Raw genomic sequence first — 18,190 nt, forward strand, 5'->3', positions numbered from 1 at the left:
CCGACCCGGAGGGTTGCGAGGCTGCGCCTCGCAGGGGCTCGGGCGTGCCGGCAAGCCGGCCCGCTGTTCTCGCGGAGGGCCCGGCGCTGCGCGCCGGGCGGGGTGGCTCGGCTCCGACCGGCCCGGAACTCGCTCTTGCCGGGCTGCTCGATCAGGTCGCGGCTCTTCGGTTTGTGGTGCTCGGTTGGCGAGCTCGCTTCGCTTTCGCGGTGAGGCTGGCCGTGCCGGGGTCTTGGGGGCCTGGCTGCGCTGTTATCTAGCCGTTATCTAAATCCGCCCCTCAGTGTGGGCGATTGTGGATAGAGTGTGGAATGTCAGCAAATGAGCATCCCGTCAACATGGGAGGGGCCATGGGCCAGAGCAACGTTCTTCCGGAGACCCAGCGCAGGCTGCGCGGGCACAACTTCTATCCGCCGAAGGCGCAGCGCGCCGCCGTCCCCGCACTCGGAGCCTCTGCCGGTGAGGCGCTCGAGGAGAAGGTGGTGCACCTGCACTACTTCCTCGGGTCGGCCGACTGGTTCATCGTCGAGGTCGACTGGACGACCGGGGAGGGATGGGGATTTGCCGATCTCGGGCTCGGGCACGGCGAGTGGGGGTACATCGCGCTCACGGAGCTCGAGGAGCTCAGGACGACCCGCGGGCTCCCCCAGGTCGTCGAGCGTGAGCTGGACTGGGAGCCGGTGCCCTTCGGGCAGACGCGTGCCGCGAGGGCCGCTCGGTGAGTGGCCGGGCCGCACGGGTGCTCGTGGCGGGGCGGATCCTCGCCGCGGGGCTCGGGTCGGCGGGCTACTCCGCTCGGTTCGCGCACCCGCTCACCGGCGCATGCGTCACGGTTCACGGCAGCGACATGGGCCGGCTGAACGAGGAGATCCGCGCCGTGATCGATCCGGCACAGCGTCCGAGCGCTGGCCGTTGGCCACAGGGCCGCTATGACACCTCGACGAGGTCGCCCTCGACCTTGACCCAGAGGCCAGGGGCGTAGGTCACGAGAAGGGTGGTGACGTCATCGGAGCCCGGGACGGAACGCGTCTCCCAGACGCTGAGCGCGCCGTTCTCGTTGATGCTCGCGGCGTACCGGTGGGTGCACCCGTTCCCGGTCTTCCACGTCAGGTACGTGTCGCTGCTTCCGTCGAGCTGGTGCACGCGCGGAGGGCGGGAGCCGCTCAGGATGAGTGCGTCGGCTCCGTAGAGCGGCTCGAGGCGCACACCGTAGAACACCCGGTCGGCGGTCATCGCCCATCACCTCCAATGGCAGCGGGGCCCGGCTCGAGCGTATCGAGCCGGGCCCCGCTGTCCGATGTAGGAGCTCTCGTGGTCACCTGCCGTGGAGACCGGTCACGTCGATGCTGTCGATCCGTCCGAACTCCCAGCGGTCGACGCCGTAGATCTCATCGACGTTCTTGGTCAGCCACCCCATGGCGCCCTTCTCCCCGCCCTGGACATAGGCGTTCAGGAAGCCCTGCGTGAGCTCGGGGCTGTCGAGGTCGAACGGGACGTGCCGGACCCGGGCGTAGCTCGGGTCGAGCTCCAGGCCCTGGTACCCGGTGACGCCGACCCGGAACCCGCCCGACGGAAGGCCTCTGGCGGCTGCGACCTGGGCTAGGGCGCGCGCTCGGCCCGTCTTCGTGGTCGCGGCCTGGCGCGCCTTCGTGGTGAGCTTCTGCACGGTCGCCGGCTTCGGGCGCTGGTGCTGGCGGGTGGAGGGTGCGAGCCAGCGCTGGACCGTGCGCTGAGAGACCCCCAGGCCCTTCGCGGCGGCCGCTGTGTCGGGCTTGCTCGGGTCACGTCGCGACGCACCGAACGCTGCCAGCAGCATGCCCCGCATGTTCGAGCCCGCCCCGCTGACGTCGGCACCGCGGCGCCCCGTCAGCGCCTGGAAGAGGCGCCCGCGGGTATCGCCCCAGTCGGTCGACATCTCGTCATCGGTGGGCACAGGGCACCTCCTGCTGCGTCGTCACGGTCGTCGTCATCACTCGGCTCCCGGCTCCGGGGCTCCGGTGATGAGCCGCTTGGCGTCGCGGTGCCAGATCGCTCCGTGCTCTTCGAGGAACGGCAGCTGGTCCTGCAGGGTGCCGGTTCCCTCGTGCTTGAACTGCCCGAGGCCGCGGCCGTACTTCACGGGCCGCGCGAGCAGCTGGCCGGGCCAGGCCTTCTCCGCGTCCGGTTCGTCGGAGGCGTAGACGACGGTGTCGGTCTGCACCGCGAGCGGCCACTGGCCCGTCTCGTTCCCGATGCGAACCACCGCGCGCAGGAGGTTTGTCCGCGCCTTCGCCACGATCATGTGTCGTCGCTGCGGTGCGTAGATCGCCTTGTCCTCCACGTGGTGCGAGGTCAGCATGCCGATCGACTGGGTGTAGGTCTCCTTGATCATCGAGCGCACGACCGCGAGGTCGGGGTCGCCCGGCACGTCGGCCGCCGTGCGCGCATCACGCATCCTGGCGTACCAGGGGTCCAGGATCCGCGCGTGCTGCGGCCAGACGACCGCCTCGAGGATCTCCGGCTCGTACTCCAGCTCGTGGGCGTAGGCGAGAGCGGGCGTGGTGACCCAGTCCACCTCGCGCTTGCGCAGCTTGAACAGCGGGTGCGGGTGACGCCAGTCCCCCGCCTCCGGCATCCGGATCTTCCAGTAGCCCGGCAGGGAGGCGTCGAACTCACGCCCCTCGGGGAAGGCCTCGAACTCCCCCACCGGCAGCTCTAGGCCAGCGACTCCGGCGAGGTAGCTACCACCACGGTCGTAGGCGTGGACGTACGTCATCCCCGACTCCTCCGTGCTCGGCGGCCGGCACCAGTTCAGGTCCGGGTCCCCGATCCGGCGCGCGACGTCGGGAACCGTCGTGCGAGCGAACTCCTCGGCCCGACCTCGCCGCAGGTGCGCCATGAGGTCGAGGCCCGTCGCGTGCGGGCTCAGGTGCCAGCCGGCGCCGGTCAGCCGGGAGTACTCCCCAAGCCGGCGCGCGACCTGCGCGGCGGAGGCGTCACCACTCAGCAGCGTCGCGCCGAGCAGCGGCATGAAGGTGACCAGCACCGAGTCCTGCTCCGGGCGGTAGAGCTTGGTCCACAGCTGCACCTCAGGCTCGCTGCCCTCCGGGTGCGGCGTCACCCACCCGGCCGCGAGCGCCTCGGTGATCGCGGGGTGGGCTCGGTGGGCTTCACCGAAAGCGCTGTTGCGCTTGCTCACGTCGGCGTTGAGCGCGACGTCCGGGTCGATGCCGAGCGCGCGTGCGAGGCGCTCGGTCGCGACGACGACGCCCGGGTCGCGGCGGCCGCGCCACCCGTCGCTGCCGGGGACCACCTGGGTGCCGAGGCGGAGGTCGTAGGCGAGCTGGGCGAGGTCGCCGAGGTGCTCGATCGTCGGGGCAGGCTGGGTGGTTCCGTCGGGGAGGTAGAGCACGTCGACGTCGACGACCGCTGCCGCGTGGGTCAGCGGTGCTGTGGCCGAGGCGGGGCGGTGGGTGCGTGTGGTCTGGGGCTTGGTCTGGGCGGTGGGCGGCTCGACAGGCAGGCTCGACGCGGGCGGCGTCGACGGCGAGGAGACGGGCTCAGGGGTGGACGTCGACGTGGGATCGGTCGTGGCCTGGTGACGGGCGACCGTTGCCTCGAGGAGCTCGGGATCGGAGCACAGGAGCTGCCAGCACGTCACGTGCAGCGGCTGTCCGTCCGCGGAGCGGGGCGTGGGCCCGTCACAGACGTAGCACGGCGCGGGGGCCGGGAGCTCGACCCAGTACGAGCGCCAGCACTGATCGTGGACGTGGTCACCGCCGATCGCGGTGTGGGCGGGCTGCCGGCAGAGGAAGCACCGTCCCGGGGCGGCGGTGGGCTCGACACCGACCAGGACGTCGACGGTGGGGGGTGTGGCGGAACGCATCTCGGCCTCCTCGTCGTGGGGAGCCTCCTGGGGTGCTGCGGCCTCCGCGAGGGTGGGCTGCGCATGCTCGGCAGGGGCGGGGTCGGCCTGCTGGCCGTGGTCGTCGGTGGTGGGCGGCGCGGTCGGCTCGTCGTCGGGCGCGGGAGGCAGCGGTGCGGGAGGCAGGACGGTGCCCTCGTCTGGGCCGTCGCCGAGAAGCGTGGACAGGCGAAGGACGGTCATGGGGCGCTCGGAGCTGCGGCTGGCGTCGGTGGCGTGAGTCTCGCAGTAGATCTTGCGCTTCATGGTGTAGCGCCAGCGGCCCCCGATCTTGCCGTGCTTGTCCCACTGGGCCTTGAGGACGTCGACCTCGTGCAGCGCGCGGCGCACGGTGGCGACGTCCATCGAGAACGGCTCGGAGAGCCCGCCGGCGGCCGCCTTGACGAAGGCTTCGAGCGCGGTGGACTCGAGCACGAGCTCGTCCGCCTCGGTGTTCACGTAGCCGATGAACCGGCCGCTCGACTCGACGCGGAACTTCGGGGGGTCTCCCTGGAACCCGGGACCGAGATTGACCCGGCGCCAGCCGAGACGGATCGCGAGGCCGTCGTCCTCGGGCGCGTCACCGCTGCGGATGTCGACGACGTGCCCGACACCCATGCGCAGCCCGGACGCGATGAGCTCGCGCAGACGTGCGCCAGCGTTCGTCGGGCTGTCCGGATCCTGCGCGGCGTCCAGCGCGCTGAACAGGCCCTCGTGCACCTGCTCGAGGACCTTGGTGACCTCCTCGCGGCGCAGCGCGCCGATCTCCTCCAGGAACGTCGTCATGACGGTCCAGCCGCCCCACAGGTTCGCCGCGGCGTCGGCCTCCTCCGGCGTGCGGCCCGCCGCGCGCACGGTCTCGGCGTACCGGGCGCTGGCCTCGTGCACGATCTGACGTGCTCGCGGAAGGTCGCGAGCGGCCCAGGACAGCATCGACGACGTCAGGGTGGCGCGGGCGATGCGTGACGGTGCGCGGTCGAGGTCGAGGATGGCCTGGAGCTCGAGCTCGTGACGCTGCAGCGGGACGATGAGCGCGCGGCGGGCGTTGGCGCCGAACTTCGGCATGAGCTCGGAGGAGAACAGCACGGTGGCGTGCGGGATGGGTGCCTCGCGCAGGTCGGCGCCGGTGCGCTCAGAGCGGGTGCGCTCGGACTGGTTGAACATCATCTGCAGCATCGCGCCGAGCTTGGCCTGCGCGGCGGAGCTGTTCCCGCCCGGGGTGACGTCGTCGAACAGTGCCATCGCGTCGCGGGCCTGGTTGGCGATGATCGCCGTGGCGATCGCGGTCGCGCCCTGCTCGGTCATGGAGACGGTCGGACGGGTGCGGTCCCAGGCGGACCCGTAGTGGTGCATCGCCAGGGCGCACAGACCGGTCTTCATCGATCCCGGGGACCCGACGACCACGACGGAGTACGGGTTGCGACGGATCGGGGCGACGAAGGCGTGCCCGCACAGCACAGCGCCGATCCGGGGCGCGAAGCGGGTCATGAACGCCGGGCCGGAGTGCTCGAGGAAGAACTCGCGGAGCTCGCTCGCGTCAGTGCTTGGCTGCGGCAGCGCGTAGCGCTTCAGCGCGCCCTGGAGGAGCTGGTGGCCGGGGTGCACGCCGTCGGAGCCGATCAGGCCGGTGTAGTTCACGTAGACCCAGCCGAGGTCGGGGTCGCGGCGCCAGCCAGTGCCGCGGTACTGCACGACGTCCCGCGAGTCCTGGCTGACGGCGCGCACCGCCTCCAGGACGCGCTGCTTCGCCGACTTCGTGTGCCCGTACTCCAGGCCGGGGACGTGGATGTTGTCGAGGAAGTCACCCGACATCGCGCGGTCGGCCTCGACCCGGAAGCGGACGCGCTCGCCGCTGGCGGGGTCGGTGTAGGAGAACAGGTAGTGGGAGACCTTGCGCTCGTTGGCGATCGGGCTCGCGGCGACCTCGACATGCTGGCCGGCCAGGACCTGGTGGATCTCGTCCTCGATGTCGGAGGTGTCGTCGACGTACTCGCGCCCGTCGAGGTGCAGGTCGATGCCGATGACCTGCGGGAACCTCAGATGACCGCCGGCGGACTTCTTGACCTCGCTGAGCACGACCCGCCCGTCCTCCTCGCGAGCGACGTAGCGGTACTCCTTGCGCTCGGTGACGGCGCGCATCGGGCGAGCACCACCGCCGTTGCCGCCGCCGCTGCTGCCGCCGGCACCGGGGAAGTCGAGGATCTGCGCGCTAGGAGCGTCGTCACGCTCCGGGGCGGTACCGGCTTCGCCCGCGGGGATGGCGCCCGCCGTCGCAGACACGCTCGCGCCATCCTGGGAGCGCAGCGCCGAGCGGGCTGCGCTCAGGCGCTCGTCGAAGTCCGAGGGCAGCGGACGCTCGAGCGTGTCATGGGCGGAGCGCACGAGGATCGCGGCCTGCTCCACGATGCGCTCGGCGAGCCGGTGCGCCTCCTCGACGCTCTCAGCGCCGTTGGCGCGCGCTGCCGATGCGACGAGATCCGCCGCGTCGACGAGCGACTCCCAGCGCAGCTCCGTCTCCACGACCCAGCGCTCGGCCAGCCGACGGGCCTCGTCGGCAGCCTTCGGCGCCGACGTCGAGCGGGTGCTGGCCTCGGCCAGGTGGAACTCGATCTCGTCCTGGGCGACGGTGAGCTTGTCGAGGACCTCCTCGAGCTTCGCGAGAGCCTTGCGAACACGCAGCTCGTCGACGTCGATCGCGACGAGGTCGTCGACGCCGAGACCCGCCTCCACGTGATCGGTGAAGTCCGCCTTGGCCGAGGTGATCGCTGGCACCCAGGTGAGGACACGAGCCCCGGCAGCGGCGATGACCTCATGGGCCGTGAGGCCCCGCTCCCACCCGGTGGCGTCGCAGTCGAGGACGACGTTCACAACGGCGCCGGCGAACAGCGGAGCGAGCGCGTCGGAGAACGAGCCACCCCCGCCGGTGTTCGTCGTCGCGACCAGACCCAGCGACTCCGCGGTGTGGACGTCCTTCTCACCCTCGAGCAGCCACACCTCCTCGCCGGCCGCGAGCGCCGCGACGAGCTCGGGCATGCGGTAGAGGACGGGTACGAAACCCTCAGGCTTCTTCCCGTGCATGTGCCCGTCGGGCCAGGCGTAGGCCTGCGGGAAGTTCTTCGCGCCGCACACGCGGCACTGCTGGCGAACAACCTCCTGGACGATCGTCCCGTCGACGTCGGTGTACGGGTACCGGTCGACCTCGACGAACTCGTGAGCGTGGTCGAGCGCCGGGGCGGTGCGGCGCTTGGGCAGGGGGCCCAGCTTGCCGCGACGCTTGCCGGCCTGACGGGACTTCACCGATCGGCCGACGCGGGGCGCGTCGAGGGGCCGCTCTGGCGGCGGGTTGTCGTACAGGTCGACCAGGCCGAGGCCGAGCGCCGCGGCGATCTCCTCGGTCGTGGCGTCGCAGCCATGGCAGTTGAGCAGGACGAGACCGTTGCCGTTGCGGGGCTTCCAGTCAACGCTCAGCGAGCCGGTCTTCTCCGCGTGCACGGGGCACAGGGCCATGAAGTGCCGCTTGCGGCCGGTGGGCTGGAACCCGCCGTCGGAGAGGGCGTTGAAGACGCGGTCGAGGGACGACATCGGGCCCCAGCCGCCGGCGACGGTGAGCGCGCTCAAGCGGCCCACCTCCGCTTCGGGAGGCCGGAGCCGTTGTTGTCCTGTTCACACAGGGTTGTTGCTGTTCGCCACGCCGATGCGTGCGTCAGCGCACCCGTGTGCGGGTCGCGCGTTACGATAGGGAGCACAACAGCCCCCAGGGGGTACGCGAAACCCGGGCCTCGGCCCTGGTCTTCAAGGATCCTCCTGTTCGGTAACACCTTCGAGAAGCGCCCCACCGCCGCCAAGCAATCGGGGCGCTTCTCACTGTCCGGGGCTAGATCACGCCCCCACAGCCAGCTCGTCGAACTGGCCTTGAACGATTCGTGGCTCGTGGCCCGAAGCTGGTCCTGGAGGCCGGGCCCACGCCGGCTCCGGCAGCCCGTGGTCAGCAGCCAAGCGCGCGACGATGTAGGCGTTGACGTCCAGTCCCGCCGCGCGCGCCTGCTCCTCGTAGACGGCCCAGTGCTCTTCGGGCGTGCGCAACGTGTGCTGCACCCGCTTCCCGCGGCCCTTCGGGCCTCGCTTTCCACCAGCCATGCGACATGTATAGCGGAATCCGGATTCACAGTTTCGGAGGCGAGGGTGCGCGGCGTGTCGTCACAGCTCGACGCCACCTCGGCGGCCACCAGGATCCCCATGCCCACTACAACGGGTCGGACGGGCGGTCGTGTGACACGTGCCGGTGGAGAAGTTTCTCGCAGGTCCTCGAGGTGCACCGAGCTCGTGATCCAGGGGCGTGCGGGCCCCGGTCGGGAGGGGGTGCCTTCCCACGTAGGCATCTAGATCGGGGAAGTGCGGGAGATCTGGGAAAGTGGGGACATCCGCGCAGGTCAGAGCGTACAAATGTGCTCTCCCAGGCCTGGGAAGGCACGGTGCTCGCTGGGTGCCCGATGTGCGCGTTTTTGCAGGTCAGGCCGTCTTTTCGCCGCTCTCCCAGGAATCTGGGAGAGCGACCCTGGAAGCCGTGGGAAGACGCGAGAATCGGCCGTTGCCACGGTGTCGAGGGCGTGGGAAGACGCTCAAACCGCGCGGCAAGACACCGAACGACCGTGGGAAGACGCATGATCGCTCGGCAAGACGCCCCGGATTCCTCGGCAAGACACTCGGACCCGTGGCCGTTCGGCTCGCCTCGGCACGGGGTACCCGGTGCGGCATACTGGTGCGACGGCGTCCTCGCGCGAGCTTGTTTGCTGACACTTACGGGCCTCCTGCGCGAGGGCGCCTTCTCCGTGCCCGCGTCCGCTGGACCGTGCGTGGTCGCGGGAGCGCCGAGGGGTGCGCCACCCCGTGTGGGTGTAGTCTGTTCTCTGTCAGCAAACAAGCGCAGGGAGTTTTTCGATGACGACCCGCACCCCGCGAGTGCCCACCTCGAGCCTGCACGAGGCGATGCGCGCCGCGCTCGTCGCTCAGCCCATCCCAATCACCCTGGTTGCAGTACTCGTCGTAGTCGTCGCCGCGGTCGCGACACGGTCGGTGTCTGCGACGCTCGCGCACCTGCCACTCGCTGTCGTGGGGGCCGCGGTCGTGGTCACGGACGCGACCAGCCACACGATCCCGCGCCAGCTGGTCTACCTCGGGATCGGGACGGGTGTGCCGGCGATGGCGATCCTCGCTGTGGTCGACGGCTGGACATCCTTCGGACGCGCGATCGCCGGCGCCGCGGCCCTCGGCGTCGTCTACCTCGTGATGGTTCTGGCTCACCCGTCGGGCTTGGGTGCTGGAGACGCACGCTTTGCTGTGCTGCTCGGGCTGTACGCCGGCTGGCTCGGCTGGACCTCAGTCGTGATCACGGGTGCGCTCCCCTTCCTCCTGGCGCTTGCTCCCACAGCGTGGGCGCTCGCCCGCCGCCGGCGCGAGCGACGCATCGCGCTCGGCCCCTACATGCTCGCGGCGTACCTCATCGCGCTCGGCGCCTCGGGCGCCGGGCTCTGACCGAGCAGCGAAGAGGCCCCGCGCGTCGGTGACGCGCGGGGCCTCTCGTACGCTCGCGAGCGCTAGACGCTGGACGTTCTCTGATCCGGCTCGTCCCTCGGTGCGAGCGGACGGTGTTCGCTCTGGCCTCGGAGGCCAAACAGGTCCGGGACGGTGATCGCCGCAGCGAGCAGCGACTCGACGCCGTCGGTTTGCTCACCGCGAGCTGCACGGCTCGCGGCGATGCCGCTGAGCTGTCGGACGAGCAGAGCACGCGCGCGCTTCTCCTCGCCCTCGAGCGTGGGCGTTTCGGTGTACATGATGAGTCCTCCTCGGTCCTGGGTCTCTGAGGTCACGCGGCGACGAGCTCGCGACCGCTGGCCGCGGCCTGCTCGGCGTGCTCGGCCTGCTCGGCCTGCTCGGCGCGGTGGCGGCGCAGGACGCGCTTCACCGTGGACTCGCTCGTGCCGGCGAGCGGCGCGATCTTCGCTGCGCTCAGGCCCTCTTCCCCGAGCTCGACGATCCGCCGGTTGCGCTCCTCCTCGTCGGGCGAAGCCGCGGTTACCCGCGGTCGAGATGCCGCCGTGCGCGCGCGCTCCTGCTCGGCGCGCTCCTGCTCGGCGCGCTCCTGCTCGGCGCGCTCCTGCTCGGCGCGCTCGCGCTCGGCGCGCTCGCGCTCGGCGCGCTCCTGCTCCGCGCGCTCCTGCTCCGCGCGCTCCTGCTCCGCGCGCTCCTGCTCCGCGCGCTCCTGCTCCGCGCGCTCGCGCTTGGCGCGCTCCTGCTCCGCTGCCTGGTGGACGACCGTCGCAGCTTGCGGAGGCAGGATCAGGATCTTCGCGATCGTGTGCGTCGCGGCGTACTGCCCGATCGGCGGAAGCGCCGCGATGGCGGTGCCGAACCAGGTGCGCCAGTCGTTGGGGTCGCCCGCCGAGAAGGCGTGGGACCCGTTGGCGATCACGGAGACGGCGGTAAACAGGACCAGGAACACGTTCGCCGCTGCTGCCTTCTCTCCGCGTCCCTTCTGGATGATGACCGCGAGGGTGTACACGACGATCGCGCCGTCGACGAAGACCGGAAGACCCCAGGCCAGGCGGTGCATGATGTTCGCCCACGGTGCGATCTCGGCGAGCGCGGCGAACGAGAGCATGAACGTGACGGCCGAGAGCAGCAGCAGCCCGAGGAGCGACGCGACGAGCAGTGCTGGATGCTCGGTCGAGACCTGGAGCCTTCGGACCGCGCCCGGCAGGGCAGCGTCTCGCGCGGTCTTCGCAGGGCGACGGCGGCCCTGACGGTGGGGGTTGCGGGTCAACGTGTGCCTCCGGAGGTCGATATGCGGTCCGTACCCTCATCAACGGGCCGAATCGGGCGTCGTGTGACGTTGCGGGTGTAGCTCATCGACGGTGCTCGTCGGCCGGGAAGAAGGCGAACGCGAGCAGCGCGATCGCGAGGGCGATGACGACGAGGACGGCTCGGTCGACGTCGAGGGCGCGTGCGAACCCGTCGAGGCGACCCGTGGCGGCGGTGACGACGGTCGTGGCGAGTACCGCTGTGCTGATGACGAGCGGTGCGACGCGCCGCTGCGCGATCGCGAGCACGACGACGATGAGGAAGGTGATGAGCGAGATGACGATGATGTTCTCGACGGACATGTCCGGAGCCTCCGGTGATGACTCAGCGCCGGAGCTCTCCGTCGTCACCGAGCCCGCCTCGATGGGCGCGTTGACGTAGGGACCACTCCGCGCACTGCTTGTTTGCTGACATGAGCAGCCTACATGCACGGTTAGGGTTACGCCGGGCGCAGGTGGAGCGAAAGTTGCATGCTGTGAAACCTTCGTGCCAACACGATCCGCAGCGACTCGCGCGCGTGGATCAAAAGTTGCACTCAGTGATACTATTGATCCATGGCAGGGCGAGAGGCGCGCGCACAGATCGCGCAGATTGCGGCTGACCAGTGGGGTCTGATCACGACGTCGCAGGCGGCCGCCGTCGGCGTGAGCAGGGTGCTCCTCTCGCGCATGACGAGCTCGGGAGAGCTCGAACGCGTCACCCATGGTGTCTACGCCACGCCTGCGGCCGCGACCGACGAGCTCCTCGAGACCAAGGCCCTGTGGCTCACGCTCGACCCCGCACGGCCCGCCTACGAACGACTTGAGGACCTACCCACCTCGGGCGTCCTCTCCCATGCCACCGCGGCCGCGCTGCACGGCATCGGCGACCTGCTCGACGATCGCGTCGAGGTGACGCTCCCCCGTCGTCATCGTTCGCGACGCCCCGAGCTGCGGACCCATCGTGGTGAGCTCAGGCCCTACGAGGTCACCCGCGTCGACGGCCTGCCTGTGACCACCGCCGCACGAACGATCGTCGACCTCGTCAGCATCGGCAACGACCGCGACCACGTCGCCACGATCCTTCGCGAGGCCCTGCGCAGGGGCCTGGCCACGCCCCGAGACGTCCGAGACGCGCTCGTGCGCCACCTGGGCAAGGAGCGCGGCGTCGAGGTGCTAGACGAGCTCGTCACGGCCGCGGGCCTCGACGAAGCGAGCGCCGAGGCGGCGATCGCAGACTCGGACGTCGTCCGTCGTGTCGCCGGCGAGCTGGCCGCTCGTAGTCTGGCAAACGCGCAGCTGAGCCTGCTCAGCCCAGATCTCATGAAGCGCATCGCTCCGGACTGGAACCCGGCCGAAGGCCTGGTGAACCTGGCTGGAGGGCTCGATGTCTTCAAGCTCCGCGCTGCAGACATCATCGACACGGCAGGGGTTGGCGACGCGCTCGCGGCAGTGCGCGCGAGCATGCTGCCGGCGCTCGACGCGGCAGGGGTGGGCGACGCGCTCGCGGCAGTGCGCGCGAGCATGCTGCCGGCGCTCGAAGCGGCACGGGCGGCGGACTGGGCAGTCTCCGGTGAGAGCGCCAAGGCCTGGGCCGTGGTCGAGCAGGCCGAGAACGTCAAGGCGCTTGACCTCGTGCGCAACAGCGTTCGCGAGCGCTCGGACGAGGAGCAGGAGGACCAGTGACGGCCAGCGAGAAGTCGTACGCGACGCCTCGGGCGATGTGGGCCGCGGTCACCGCGCGAGCGAAGACCGCGGCCGCCGTCTCTGGGCAGCCCGCGCACGAGGTCGTGCGTGAGTTCCTCTACGAGCGCCTTCTCGACCGCGTCTTCGCCCAGCCAGAAGCTCCGTGGGTGCTCAAGGGTGGCACCGCCCTCCTCGTGCGCGCCGACGATGCGCGCCACAGCAAGGACGTCGACCTGCTCTACCGCGTCGCCGACCTCGACGAAGCCGTGGAGCAGCTCCGCGCCGCGCTCGCGCTCGATCGCGGCGACATGCTCTCCTTCACAGCCACGACGGTCGACCCGATGGGAGCGGGCCAGCAGCCGGGCGTGACTGGGCGGCAGGTCGGCATCAAGGTGTACGCCGGCCTGAAGCAGGCGGGGTCGTTCCACATCGACCTCGTGACCGGGTCCCTGATGACGGCCGAACCGGACGAGCGGGTCGTCACAACCGTGGTGGCTGTGCCCGGCGTCGTGCCGCCGACCGTGCGCCTGTACCCGGTCGTTGACCACGTCGCCGACAAGCTCTGCGCGACCGAGTCCACCTACCCAGGCGGGAAGCCCTCGAGCCGGGTGCGAGACCTCGTCGACCTGGTCGTGATCGCTCGCACAGAGACCATGAGCCTGCGCGCCCTGCGGGCCGCGATCGCCTCCGAGCGCCACCACCGCGACCTGCCGAACCGGGAGACGTTCAGCGTCCCGGCCGCCTGGGCGGACCAGTACCCGGGGGTCTCGGGCTCGACCCGGCACTGCGCCGGGCTCGACTTCGCGGCCGCGGTAGCCCTCGTCGCGCAGTTCCTCGCCCCAGCGCTCGTGGCCGTGATCGGCGAGGACCAGACCTGGTCGCCGACGGCCGCTGCATGGGTTCCCGGCGACGCCCTCGCCTAGACCACGACCGAGCCCGACGCGCCGCGGCGACCAGCGCCTCGACGACGACACCCGCCCCGACGTAGCCAGCGGCCGCGGCCGCGACCGTGATCAGCAGCTCCCCACCAGCTGCCGGCGGCGTCGCGACCGCCACGTCCCACACGACACGCACGGCAGACGCCGCCGCCCCCGCTGCGTACCTGGTCACCTTCTCGTTCGCCCTCATGCCTCTGGAAGGTGCGAGACCGGCCCCCGGCGTGACGCCACAAGGCTGAGCTGACGGCACGGACGTCGCGGGTGCGGCGGCGTCTGGGGGAAGATCTTCGCGAGGCGTGACGTCGCGACGTGAGGAACCTGGATGGTGGGGACGCAGCATGTGCAGATCGCTCGCTGAGGGCGGCGCCCGGTGCGCCGACCACCGCCGGCTCTCGGCGATGACGGCCGCGCAGATCGCCCCCGACCCCCGCGACGGCGTCCCCGACGTCACCTGGATTCACGACGACATGCCCTCCCTGTGGAAGGCGATGAGCGAGCGCGCTGACGGACATGCCGTCCTTGCGGCCGCCGTCGACCGCCTCGTGCGAGACCGGAAGGTTGAAGCCGAGATCACCGACTCCCTCGTCTCCAGCCTCCCCGACGGGTGCCGGCTGCACGGGCTCGAGTGGCGCATGAAGTCCCCGGCGAGCACGGCGCGCAAGATCTTCTCCAGGCGAGGTGGATCACCCACCGAGCGCGCAGCGAAGTTCACCGACACCTTGCGGTACACCGTCTGTGCGCGCGACCACGACGACATCGTCGCGGCGGCCGACAGCGCGCTGGGCGCGCTCGTCGACCGAGGGATGACCGTCGTCGAGGCCGACGACAAGTACCGCGAGGGCGCCCCCTACAAGGGGCTGCACTTCCTACTGCGCACACCGGAGGACACTACCTTCGAGCTCCAGGTCCACTCCGAGCTCTCCCAGCAGGTCAAGGACGAGGTGCACCCGATCTACGAGGCGGTCCGCGACCCCGCGACGACGAAGGCGGACGCGGACCGACTCACCGAGCAGCTCGTCACGATCAGCAGCGTCGTCCCGACGCCCCGCGGTCTCGCCGAGCGCACCGCGTTCTTCGGCTGCGAGATCACTCGACCAGGCGTGAGGAAAAGTGCGCATGCGTGAGGAAAGCGGTAGACTCGGGACGAGAGGAGAGTGACCGCCATGACCACCTACTACGCAGTCCGCGACCCCGACACCCGTGCGCTCGCTGGCGTCATGGCGGAGACCGCTCAACTGCGAGGCCCCGGCGACGAGCGCCTCTACTTCTGGGTCCCCAGCCTCGGCGCGTGGGTCCTGGACGACGACATCCTGCGTGACTTCCGGTCCTTCGAGGGCGACCGCGAGAACGCGTACGAGGAGATCGACCCGCTCCAGGCGGCTGCCCTCATCCGTGAGGCACCTGCCCTCGACCGCTGGACGGTCGCGCAGTTCAAGACCCAGCCCGAGCGGCTCACGTCCGCCGAGCTCGGCCTTCCCGTCGACGTCGGGCAGCCGCGACCGACGGCGGACCCGCACACGCTGGAGTCGATCGAGAAGGCGGCTCCGGGCGCCTGGGTCACGGTGCGCACCTTCCCGGACGACGCGCGCGGACGCACCGCCGCGCGGACCTGGGCGTACGAGATCAGGAGCGGCAAGAAGAAGCGCCTGGCGGCTCTGGGCCCGCTCGAGGTGGACGTGCGCCCCGTGCAGGACCTGCTTGAGGCGAGGCTGCGGCGAGCCGTCACGGGCGAGCAGATCATCGGGACGGCGCGCCGGATCGCTGAGCGTGCACACGGCCTGCAGGTCGACAAGGCGGGGCACCCGTACATCGACCACCCCCGTCGGGTCGCCGAGCGCCTTGAGCGCGGCGGCGCTCCGGTCGCGGCGATCGTCGCAGGGTGGCTCCACGACGTCCTCGAGGACACCACGCTGACCGCGGTAGATCTTCGTGCGGCGGGGATCCCGGAGGACGCGATCGCTGCTGTCGAGGCGGTCACCAAGCGCGAGGGCGAGTCCCCCGCGGACTACGCCGAGCGCATCGCCGCGACGCCGCTGGCCGCAGACGTCAAGTACGCCGACCTCGCCGACAACACCGACCCGACCCGCGTCGAGCAGCTCGACGGCGCGACACGTGAACGCCTGGAGGCGAAGTACGCCCTCTTCCGCGATGTGCTCGCGCGAGCGTTGGACCGGTCTCAACTCCGTCGCGATCCCGGCGAGAATGACCCCGACGCCGATTCCTCGGAGTCGGAGCCGCTCAATGGTGCACGTGCAACGCGCCGCGCACCGCTCCGGTCGACCTGAGCCAGGCGGTTCCTCAGTCGTTGGCCTCCTTCGCCTCCTTGTGTTGTTGGAGCCGCGCCTCCAGGACGAGTAGGTGCTTCTCGGAGTACCGGACGGCGGCGTCGTAGACGACTCGAACCACTGCCCGCGGGACCTGGAACGACACACCTTCGAGCGACAACAAGTCCTCGTCCGGCTCAAGGGCTGCCAACTCCGCATCGACCTGGTACAGCGAGCCGTTGCCGAAGTGCTCGCCGTCCGGCGTCCAGAGGCCTGCCCATGCCCGGGCGAGCTCGCGGTCCGAAGTGAGGTAGACCCGGTCATCGCGCTGCGCGATCTCCGTCATGCCCTCCTCCTCGGAGATCCTTCGAACCTGCGAAGGGATCCCTGTCTCCGACGGCGGCAGCAGTAGCTCACCAGGCCGTCGCCCAGGTGCGCCTGCATGCCAGAGTCGTCGCACCTCGCTCGCCTGAACCATGGGCGCAGCGTAGCCATCCCCACGTACAACGAGACCGCCTGCTCCAGAGAGGGAGCGGGCGGTCTCGTCGGTGATGCTTCGTGCAGGTCTACGGCGCGCCGTGGAGCCTTCCGCGAAGCGCCGCGAGCGCCGCGGCGGCCCGCTCCTGGTCGAGCGCGTCGACGTCGTCGATCTCGTGGTGACACGGATCGTCGGGGCACGTCACACGATGGATGGCGAGCGCGACAGCGTGGTGATCCGCCTGGTCCCATCGCGCGAGCTCCAGGTGGGCCTGGAGCTCGCGCTCGAGGGGCGAGGGCTCGTCGCTGGTCACGGCGTGGTGAGGAGGACCTGGAGCTCGCCGACACGAAGCTGTTCGGTGCGAGTGAACTCCAACGGGATCGTGCCGGTCTGGCCGCCGCCGGCCCACTCGACGGTCCAGTACGACGTCGCGGTGATGGTGTGGGCCTCGCCAGCCTTGCCGGCCGAGGTCTTGGTGTAGGTGTAGCCGCAGTCCGGAGAGGTGCGGTCCCCGTACTCGGTGCGGTACGGCGTGCCGGGGCCGGTGCAGGTGACCTGTCCGCCGTCGCCCATCGTGTAGACGATGCGGTCGAGCGTGCCGGTTGCGGTCACGGTGGTTCCGCCGCCGGAGGCGCTGCGTGTGATCGGGCCGGTGGTCGACTCGCCGGGGTCTCCGACCCAGAGCCAGACCGGGATCCCGACGATGGCCATGCTGTCCGGCTGCACGCTGAGCGGCGGAGGTGCGGTAGCGATCTGACCGGCCTGAAAGTCCATCGCCGCGACGGCGCGGTCGGCAAGCTCGCGCGGTGAGGGGCCCGTCGCGCCGGGTGCTGAGGCCTCCCAGTGATTGACTACCGCGTTACCGCCCACCGACGGGCAGGTAGTGCGCACGATGACTCCCTCGGAGCGACCTCCCCAGATTGGATCGTCGGCGGGGTACTCGGAGCTGACGTCGCGGTCATAGCAAGAGCCGTTCCAGTATCCGTGCTCGGTCTGGCACGGAACGACCTCACCGGACGCATTGCGGCACTCCTGAGATCCACCACCCGCACCGGGGTTGTCGACGGGAGTCGTGCCGCCTCCTCCTCCCCCGCCACCGCCTGGGTCGACCGTGATGACGCAGCTGCCCTTGATCGGAGTGCTCCCGGGCGGGCATGTGACACCGCCCGCAGCAGTTGCGGTCGGCGAGGCAAGGAACAGTGCTCCAAGCAGCGCGACGATGATCGTGAGGACCCCCCTGCGCATGCTCATGATCAGCACTCCTCCGTCGGCTCGTCCTTGACAACGGTCCAGCGTCCGTCGTCCTGGGTTTGCATCTGAACACGCTGAAGTACGCGATCCGGGTAGTCCTCAAGGGTCACGCTCTCGCCTGCGGGGTTGACGATCTCGACGCCGGTGTTGTCCAGACAGACTTCGAGGTCCGCGATCAAGGTCTGGCCGGCTGCGGGGTCGCCCTGCAGGTCGGTGACCTTGCTGGCCGCGATCTTCGTGTCGCCCGTCTGGCGCAGGCCCTGTTCGGTCCACTGCGCGTAGACGGTCTCGTACATCTGCATCAGCTCCGGCGTGCCGAGGAACATGATGAGGGCGTCATAGCCTCCTGCCCCACCGGCCTTGTTGACCTCGTTGCTGGTCGCGATGAACTCCGCGTAGCGCGCCTGCGCGGCGTCGATGGCCTCCTGGCGAGCTGCTTCGGCGGGGTCCTCTGGCGTGGGCTCCGTGGGTGTGGGCTCAGGCGTGGTCTCGGTCGGAGTCGGGGTGGTGGGGGTCGGGTCGGGGTCGTCGCCCCCGGTGCAGGCGACGAGGAAGATCCCGAGCGCGATGAGGAGCGCGGCGGCGATGCCGATCGTCAGGAAGAGCGGTCGGCGTCGCGACGGCGTCGGCTGAGGCATCGTGGTCGGGGTGCTCATCGGGGCTCCAGTCCTCGTGTGGCGATCGTCCTCGCGACGCCGCTTCGCGTTGTCCCGAGCCGACCTACGACGTCTCGACCGTTCTCGGCGTCCAGCGTCGTGTGCTCGGCGAACGGGTCCAGGGTGGCGCCGTTGAGCTCGATGCGGATCGGCTGAACGGGCTCGGCGTGCGGGTCGTGGAACGGCGTGGTGGTCATC

18 protein-coding genes are annotated in these 18,190 nt (G+C 70.5%); 6 read left to right on the top strand and 12 right to left on the bottom strand.

Translation table 11 applies throughout. The annotated features are described in order from the left end of the window. Positions 1 to 350 precede the first annotated feature (350 nt). Positions 351 to 722 carry a DUF2958 domain-containing protein gene (locus tag E1O70_RS18055; RefSeq protein ID WP_167496907.1) on the top strand — a complete coding sequence of 124 codons (372 nt, stop codon included), beginning with the start codon at positions 351 to 353 and terminating at the stop codon, positions 720 to 722. A gap of 205 nt (positions 723 to 927) precedes the next feature. Here the strand turns inward: E1O70_RS18055 and E1O70_RS18060 are convergent, their stop codons facing one another. The 4 genes from E1O70_RS18060 to E1O70_RS18075 form a co-directional block, all read right to left on the bottom strand. Next, positions 928 to 1,233: a hypothetical protein gene (locus tag E1O70_RS18060; protein WP_061268887.1), complete on the bottom strand. Its 306-nt coding sequence runs from the start codon at positions 1,231 to 1,233 to the stop codon at positions 928 to 930. Between the two features lie 82 nt (positions 1,234 to 1,315). Then, the gene (locus E1O70_RS18065; protein ID WP_061268888.1) at positions 1,316 to 1,933 is read right to left on the bottom strand and encodes a hypothetical protein; all 618 of its coding nucleotides are present in this window, start codon (positions 1,931 to 1,933) and stop codon (positions 1,316 to 1,318) included. A gap of 36 nt (positions 1,934 to 1,969) precedes the next feature. After that, positions 1,970 to 7,501, bottom strand: coding sequence for a hypothetical protein (locus E1O70_RS18070; protein WP_061268889.1), 5,532 nt, complete (start codon positions 7,499 to 7,501; stop codon positions 1,970 to 1,972). Between the two features lie 261 nt (positions 7,502 to 7,762). After that, complete coding sequence (locus E1O70_RS18075; protein ID WP_128957775.1) at positions 7,763 to 8,020, bottom strand: hypothetical protein; 258 nt, start codon at positions 8,018 to 8,020, stop codon at positions 7,763 to 7,765. Positions 8,021 to 8,821: 801 nt separating this feature from the next. On the opposite strand from E1O70_RS18075, the gene E1O70_RS18080 reads away from it, so the two are divergent. Beyond that, positions 8,822 to 9,415, top strand: a complete 594-nt coding sequence (locus E1O70_RS18080) for a prepilin peptidase (RefSeq protein WP_082774736.1) — start codon at positions 8,822 to 8,824, stop codon at positions 9,413 to 9,415. Positions 9,416 to 9,477: 62 nt separating this feature from the next. On the opposite strand, the gene E1O70_RS18085 is transcribed toward E1O70_RS18080, so the two are convergent. The 3 genes from E1O70_RS18085 to E1O70_RS18095 form a co-directional block, all read right to left on the bottom strand. Continuing rightward, a complete protein-coding gene (locus E1O70_RS18085) occupies positions 9,478 to 9,714 on the bottom strand; it encodes a hypothetical protein (protein WP_061268892.1) in 237 nt (78 codons plus the stop codon). Positions 9,715 to 9,746: 32 nt separating this feature from the next. After that, positions 9,747 to 10,703, bottom strand: a complete 957-nt coding sequence (locus E1O70_RS18090) for a helix-turn-helix domain-containing protein (protein WP_061268893.1) — start codon at positions 10,701 to 10,703, stop codon at positions 9,747 to 9,749. Positions 10,704 to 10,785: 82 nt separating this feature from the next. Further along, entirely contained in the window at positions 10,786 to 11,043 is a 258-nt protein-coding gene (locus tag E1O70_RS18095; RefSeq protein WP_061268894.1) for a hypothetical protein, read from the bottom strand. A gap of 252 nt (positions 11,044 to 11,295) precedes the next feature. Between E1O70_RS18095 and E1O70_RS18100 the strand changes: the two genes are divergently transcribed. The 4 genes from E1O70_RS18100 (at position 11,296) to E1O70_RS20200 (ending at position 15,628) form a co-directional block, all read left to right on the top strand. Further along, positions 11,296 to 12,405 carry a type IV toxin-antitoxin system AbiEi family antitoxin domain-containing protein gene (locus E1O70_RS18100; protein WP_061268895.1) on the top strand — a complete coding sequence of 370 codons (1,110 nt, stop codon included), beginning with the start codon at positions 11,296 to 11,298 and terminating at the stop codon, positions 12,403 to 12,405. Further along, the gene (locus E1O70_RS18105; RefSeq protein WP_128957773.1) at positions 12,402 to 13,328 is read left to right on the top strand and encodes a nucleotidyl transferase AbiEii/AbiGii toxin family protein; all 927 of its coding nucleotides are present in this window, start codon (positions 12,402 to 12,404) and stop codon (positions 13,326 to 13,328) included. Before E1O70_RS18100 ends, E1O70_RS18105 begins: the two co-directional genes overlap by 4 nt. Before the next feature lie 413 nt (positions 13,329 to 13,741). Then, on the top strand, positions 13,742 to 14,467 hold the full coding sequence (locus E1O70_RS18110; protein WP_134724203.1) for a hypothetical protein: 726 nt from the start codon (positions 13,742 to 13,744) through the stop codon (positions 14,465 to 14,467). Positions 14,468 to 14,506: 39 nt separating this feature from the next. Then, positions 14,507 to 15,628 carry a bifunctional (p)ppGpp synthetase/guanosine-3',5'-bis(diphosphate) 3'-pyrophosphohydrolase gene (locus E1O70_RS20200; RefSeq protein ID WP_205688672.1) on the top strand — a complete coding sequence of 374 codons (1,122 nt, stop codon included), beginning with the start codon at positions 14,507 to 14,509 and terminating at the stop codon, positions 15,626 to 15,628. Between the two features lie 13 nt (positions 15,629 to 15,641). On the opposite strand, the gene E1O70_RS18120 is transcribed toward E1O70_RS20200, so the two are convergent. From E1O70_RS18120 to E1O70_RS18140, 5 genes are all read right to left on the bottom strand, one after another. After that, positions 15,642 to 15,953 carry a hypothetical protein gene (locus E1O70_RS18120; RefSeq protein ID WP_061268897.1) on the bottom strand — a complete coding sequence of 104 codons (312 nt, stop codon included), beginning with the start codon at positions 15,951 to 15,953 and terminating at the stop codon, positions 15,642 to 15,644. Positions 15,954 to 16,173: 220 nt separating this feature from the next. After that, positions 16,174 to 16,398 carry a hypothetical protein gene (locus E1O70_RS18125; protein WP_061268898.1) on the bottom strand — a complete coding sequence of 75 codons (225 nt, stop codon included), beginning with the start codon at positions 16,396 to 16,398 and terminating at the stop codon, positions 16,174 to 16,176. After that, the gene (locus tag E1O70_RS18130; RefSeq protein ID WP_128957772.1) at positions 16,395 to 17,336 is read right to left on the bottom strand and encodes a hypothetical protein; all 942 of its coding nucleotides are present in this window, start codon (positions 17,334 to 17,336) and stop codon (positions 16,395 to 16,397) included. Before E1O70_RS18130 ends, E1O70_RS18125 begins: the two co-directional genes overlap by 4 nt. Positions 17,337 to 17,338: 2 nt before the next feature. Next, entirely contained in the window at positions 17,339 to 17,992 is a 654-nt protein-coding gene (locus tag E1O70_RS18135; RefSeq protein WP_061268900.1) for a hypothetical protein, read from the bottom strand. Next, a complete protein-coding gene (locus tag E1O70_RS18140; protein WP_134724204.1) occupies positions 17,989 to 18,189 on the bottom strand; it encodes a hypothetical protein in 201 nt (66 codons plus the stop codon). Before E1O70_RS18140 ends, E1O70_RS18135 begins: the two co-directional genes overlap by 4 nt. Position 18,190 lies beyond the last annotated feature (1 nt).

This window comes from Cellulosimicrobium funkei (assembly GCF_004519295.1).
Taxonomy (GTDB): domain Bacteria; phylum Actinomycetota; class Actinomycetes; order Actinomycetales; family Cellulomonadaceae; genus Cellulosimicrobium; species Cellulosimicrobium funkei.

What these genes read in the sequence shown, in the direction of transcription:
- E1O70_RS18055 (WP_167496907.1), top strand. Translation starts at nt 351, where the DNA reads ATGGGCCAGAGCAACGTTCTTCCGGAGACCCAGCGCAGGCTGCGCGGG.
- E1O70_RS18060 (WP_061268887.1), bottom strand. Translation starts at nt 1,233, where the DNA reads ATGACCGCCGACCGGGTGTTCTACGGTGTGCGCCTCGAGCCGCTCTAC.
- E1O70_RS18075 (WP_128957775.1), bottom strand. Translation starts at nt 8,020, where the DNA reads ATGGCTGGTGGAAAGCGAGGCCCGAAGGGCCGCGGGAAGCGGGTGCAG.
- E1O70_RS18080 (WP_082774736.1), top strand. Translation starts at nt 8,822, where the DNA reads ATGACGACCCGCACCCCGCGAGTGCCCACCTCGAGCCTGCACGAGGCG.
- E1O70_RS18085 (WP_061268892.1), bottom strand. Translation starts at nt 9,714, where the DNA reads ATGTACACCGAAACGCCCACGCTCGAGGGCGAGGAGAAGCGCGCGCGT.
- E1O70_RS18095 (WP_061268894.1), bottom strand. Translation starts at nt 11,043, where the DNA reads ATGTCCGTCGAGAACATCATCGTCATCTCGCTCATCACCTTCCTCATC.
- E1O70_RS18100 (WP_061268895.1), top strand. Translation starts at nt 11,296, where the DNA reads ATGGCAGGGCGAGAGGCGCGCGCACAGATCGCGCAGATTGCGGCTGAC.
- E1O70_RS18110 (WP_134724203.1), top strand. Translation starts at nt 13,742, where the DNA reads ATGACGGCCGCGCAGATCGCCCCCGACCCCCGCGACGGCGTCCCCGAC.
- E1O70_RS20200 (WP_205688672.1), top strand. Translation starts at nt 14,507, where the DNA reads ATGACCACCTACTACGCAGTCCGCGACCCCGACACCCGTGCGCTCGCT.
- E1O70_RS18120 (WP_061268897.1), bottom strand. Translation starts at nt 15,953, where the DNA reads ATGACGGAGATCGCGCAGCGCGATGACCGGGTCTACCTCACTTCGGAC.
- E1O70_RS18130 (WP_128957772.1), bottom strand. Translation starts at nt 17,336, where the DNA reads ATGAGCATGCGCAGGGGGGTCCTCACGATCATCGTCGCGCTGCTTGGA.
- E1O70_RS18135 (WP_061268900.1), bottom strand. Translation starts at nt 17,992, where the DNA reads ATGAGCACCCCGACCACGATGCCTCAGCCGACGCCGTCGCGACGCCGA.
- E1O70_RS18140 (WP_134724204.1), bottom strand. Translation starts at nt 18,189, where the DNA reads ATGACCACCACGCCGTTCCACGACCCGCACGCCGAGCCCGTTCAGCCG.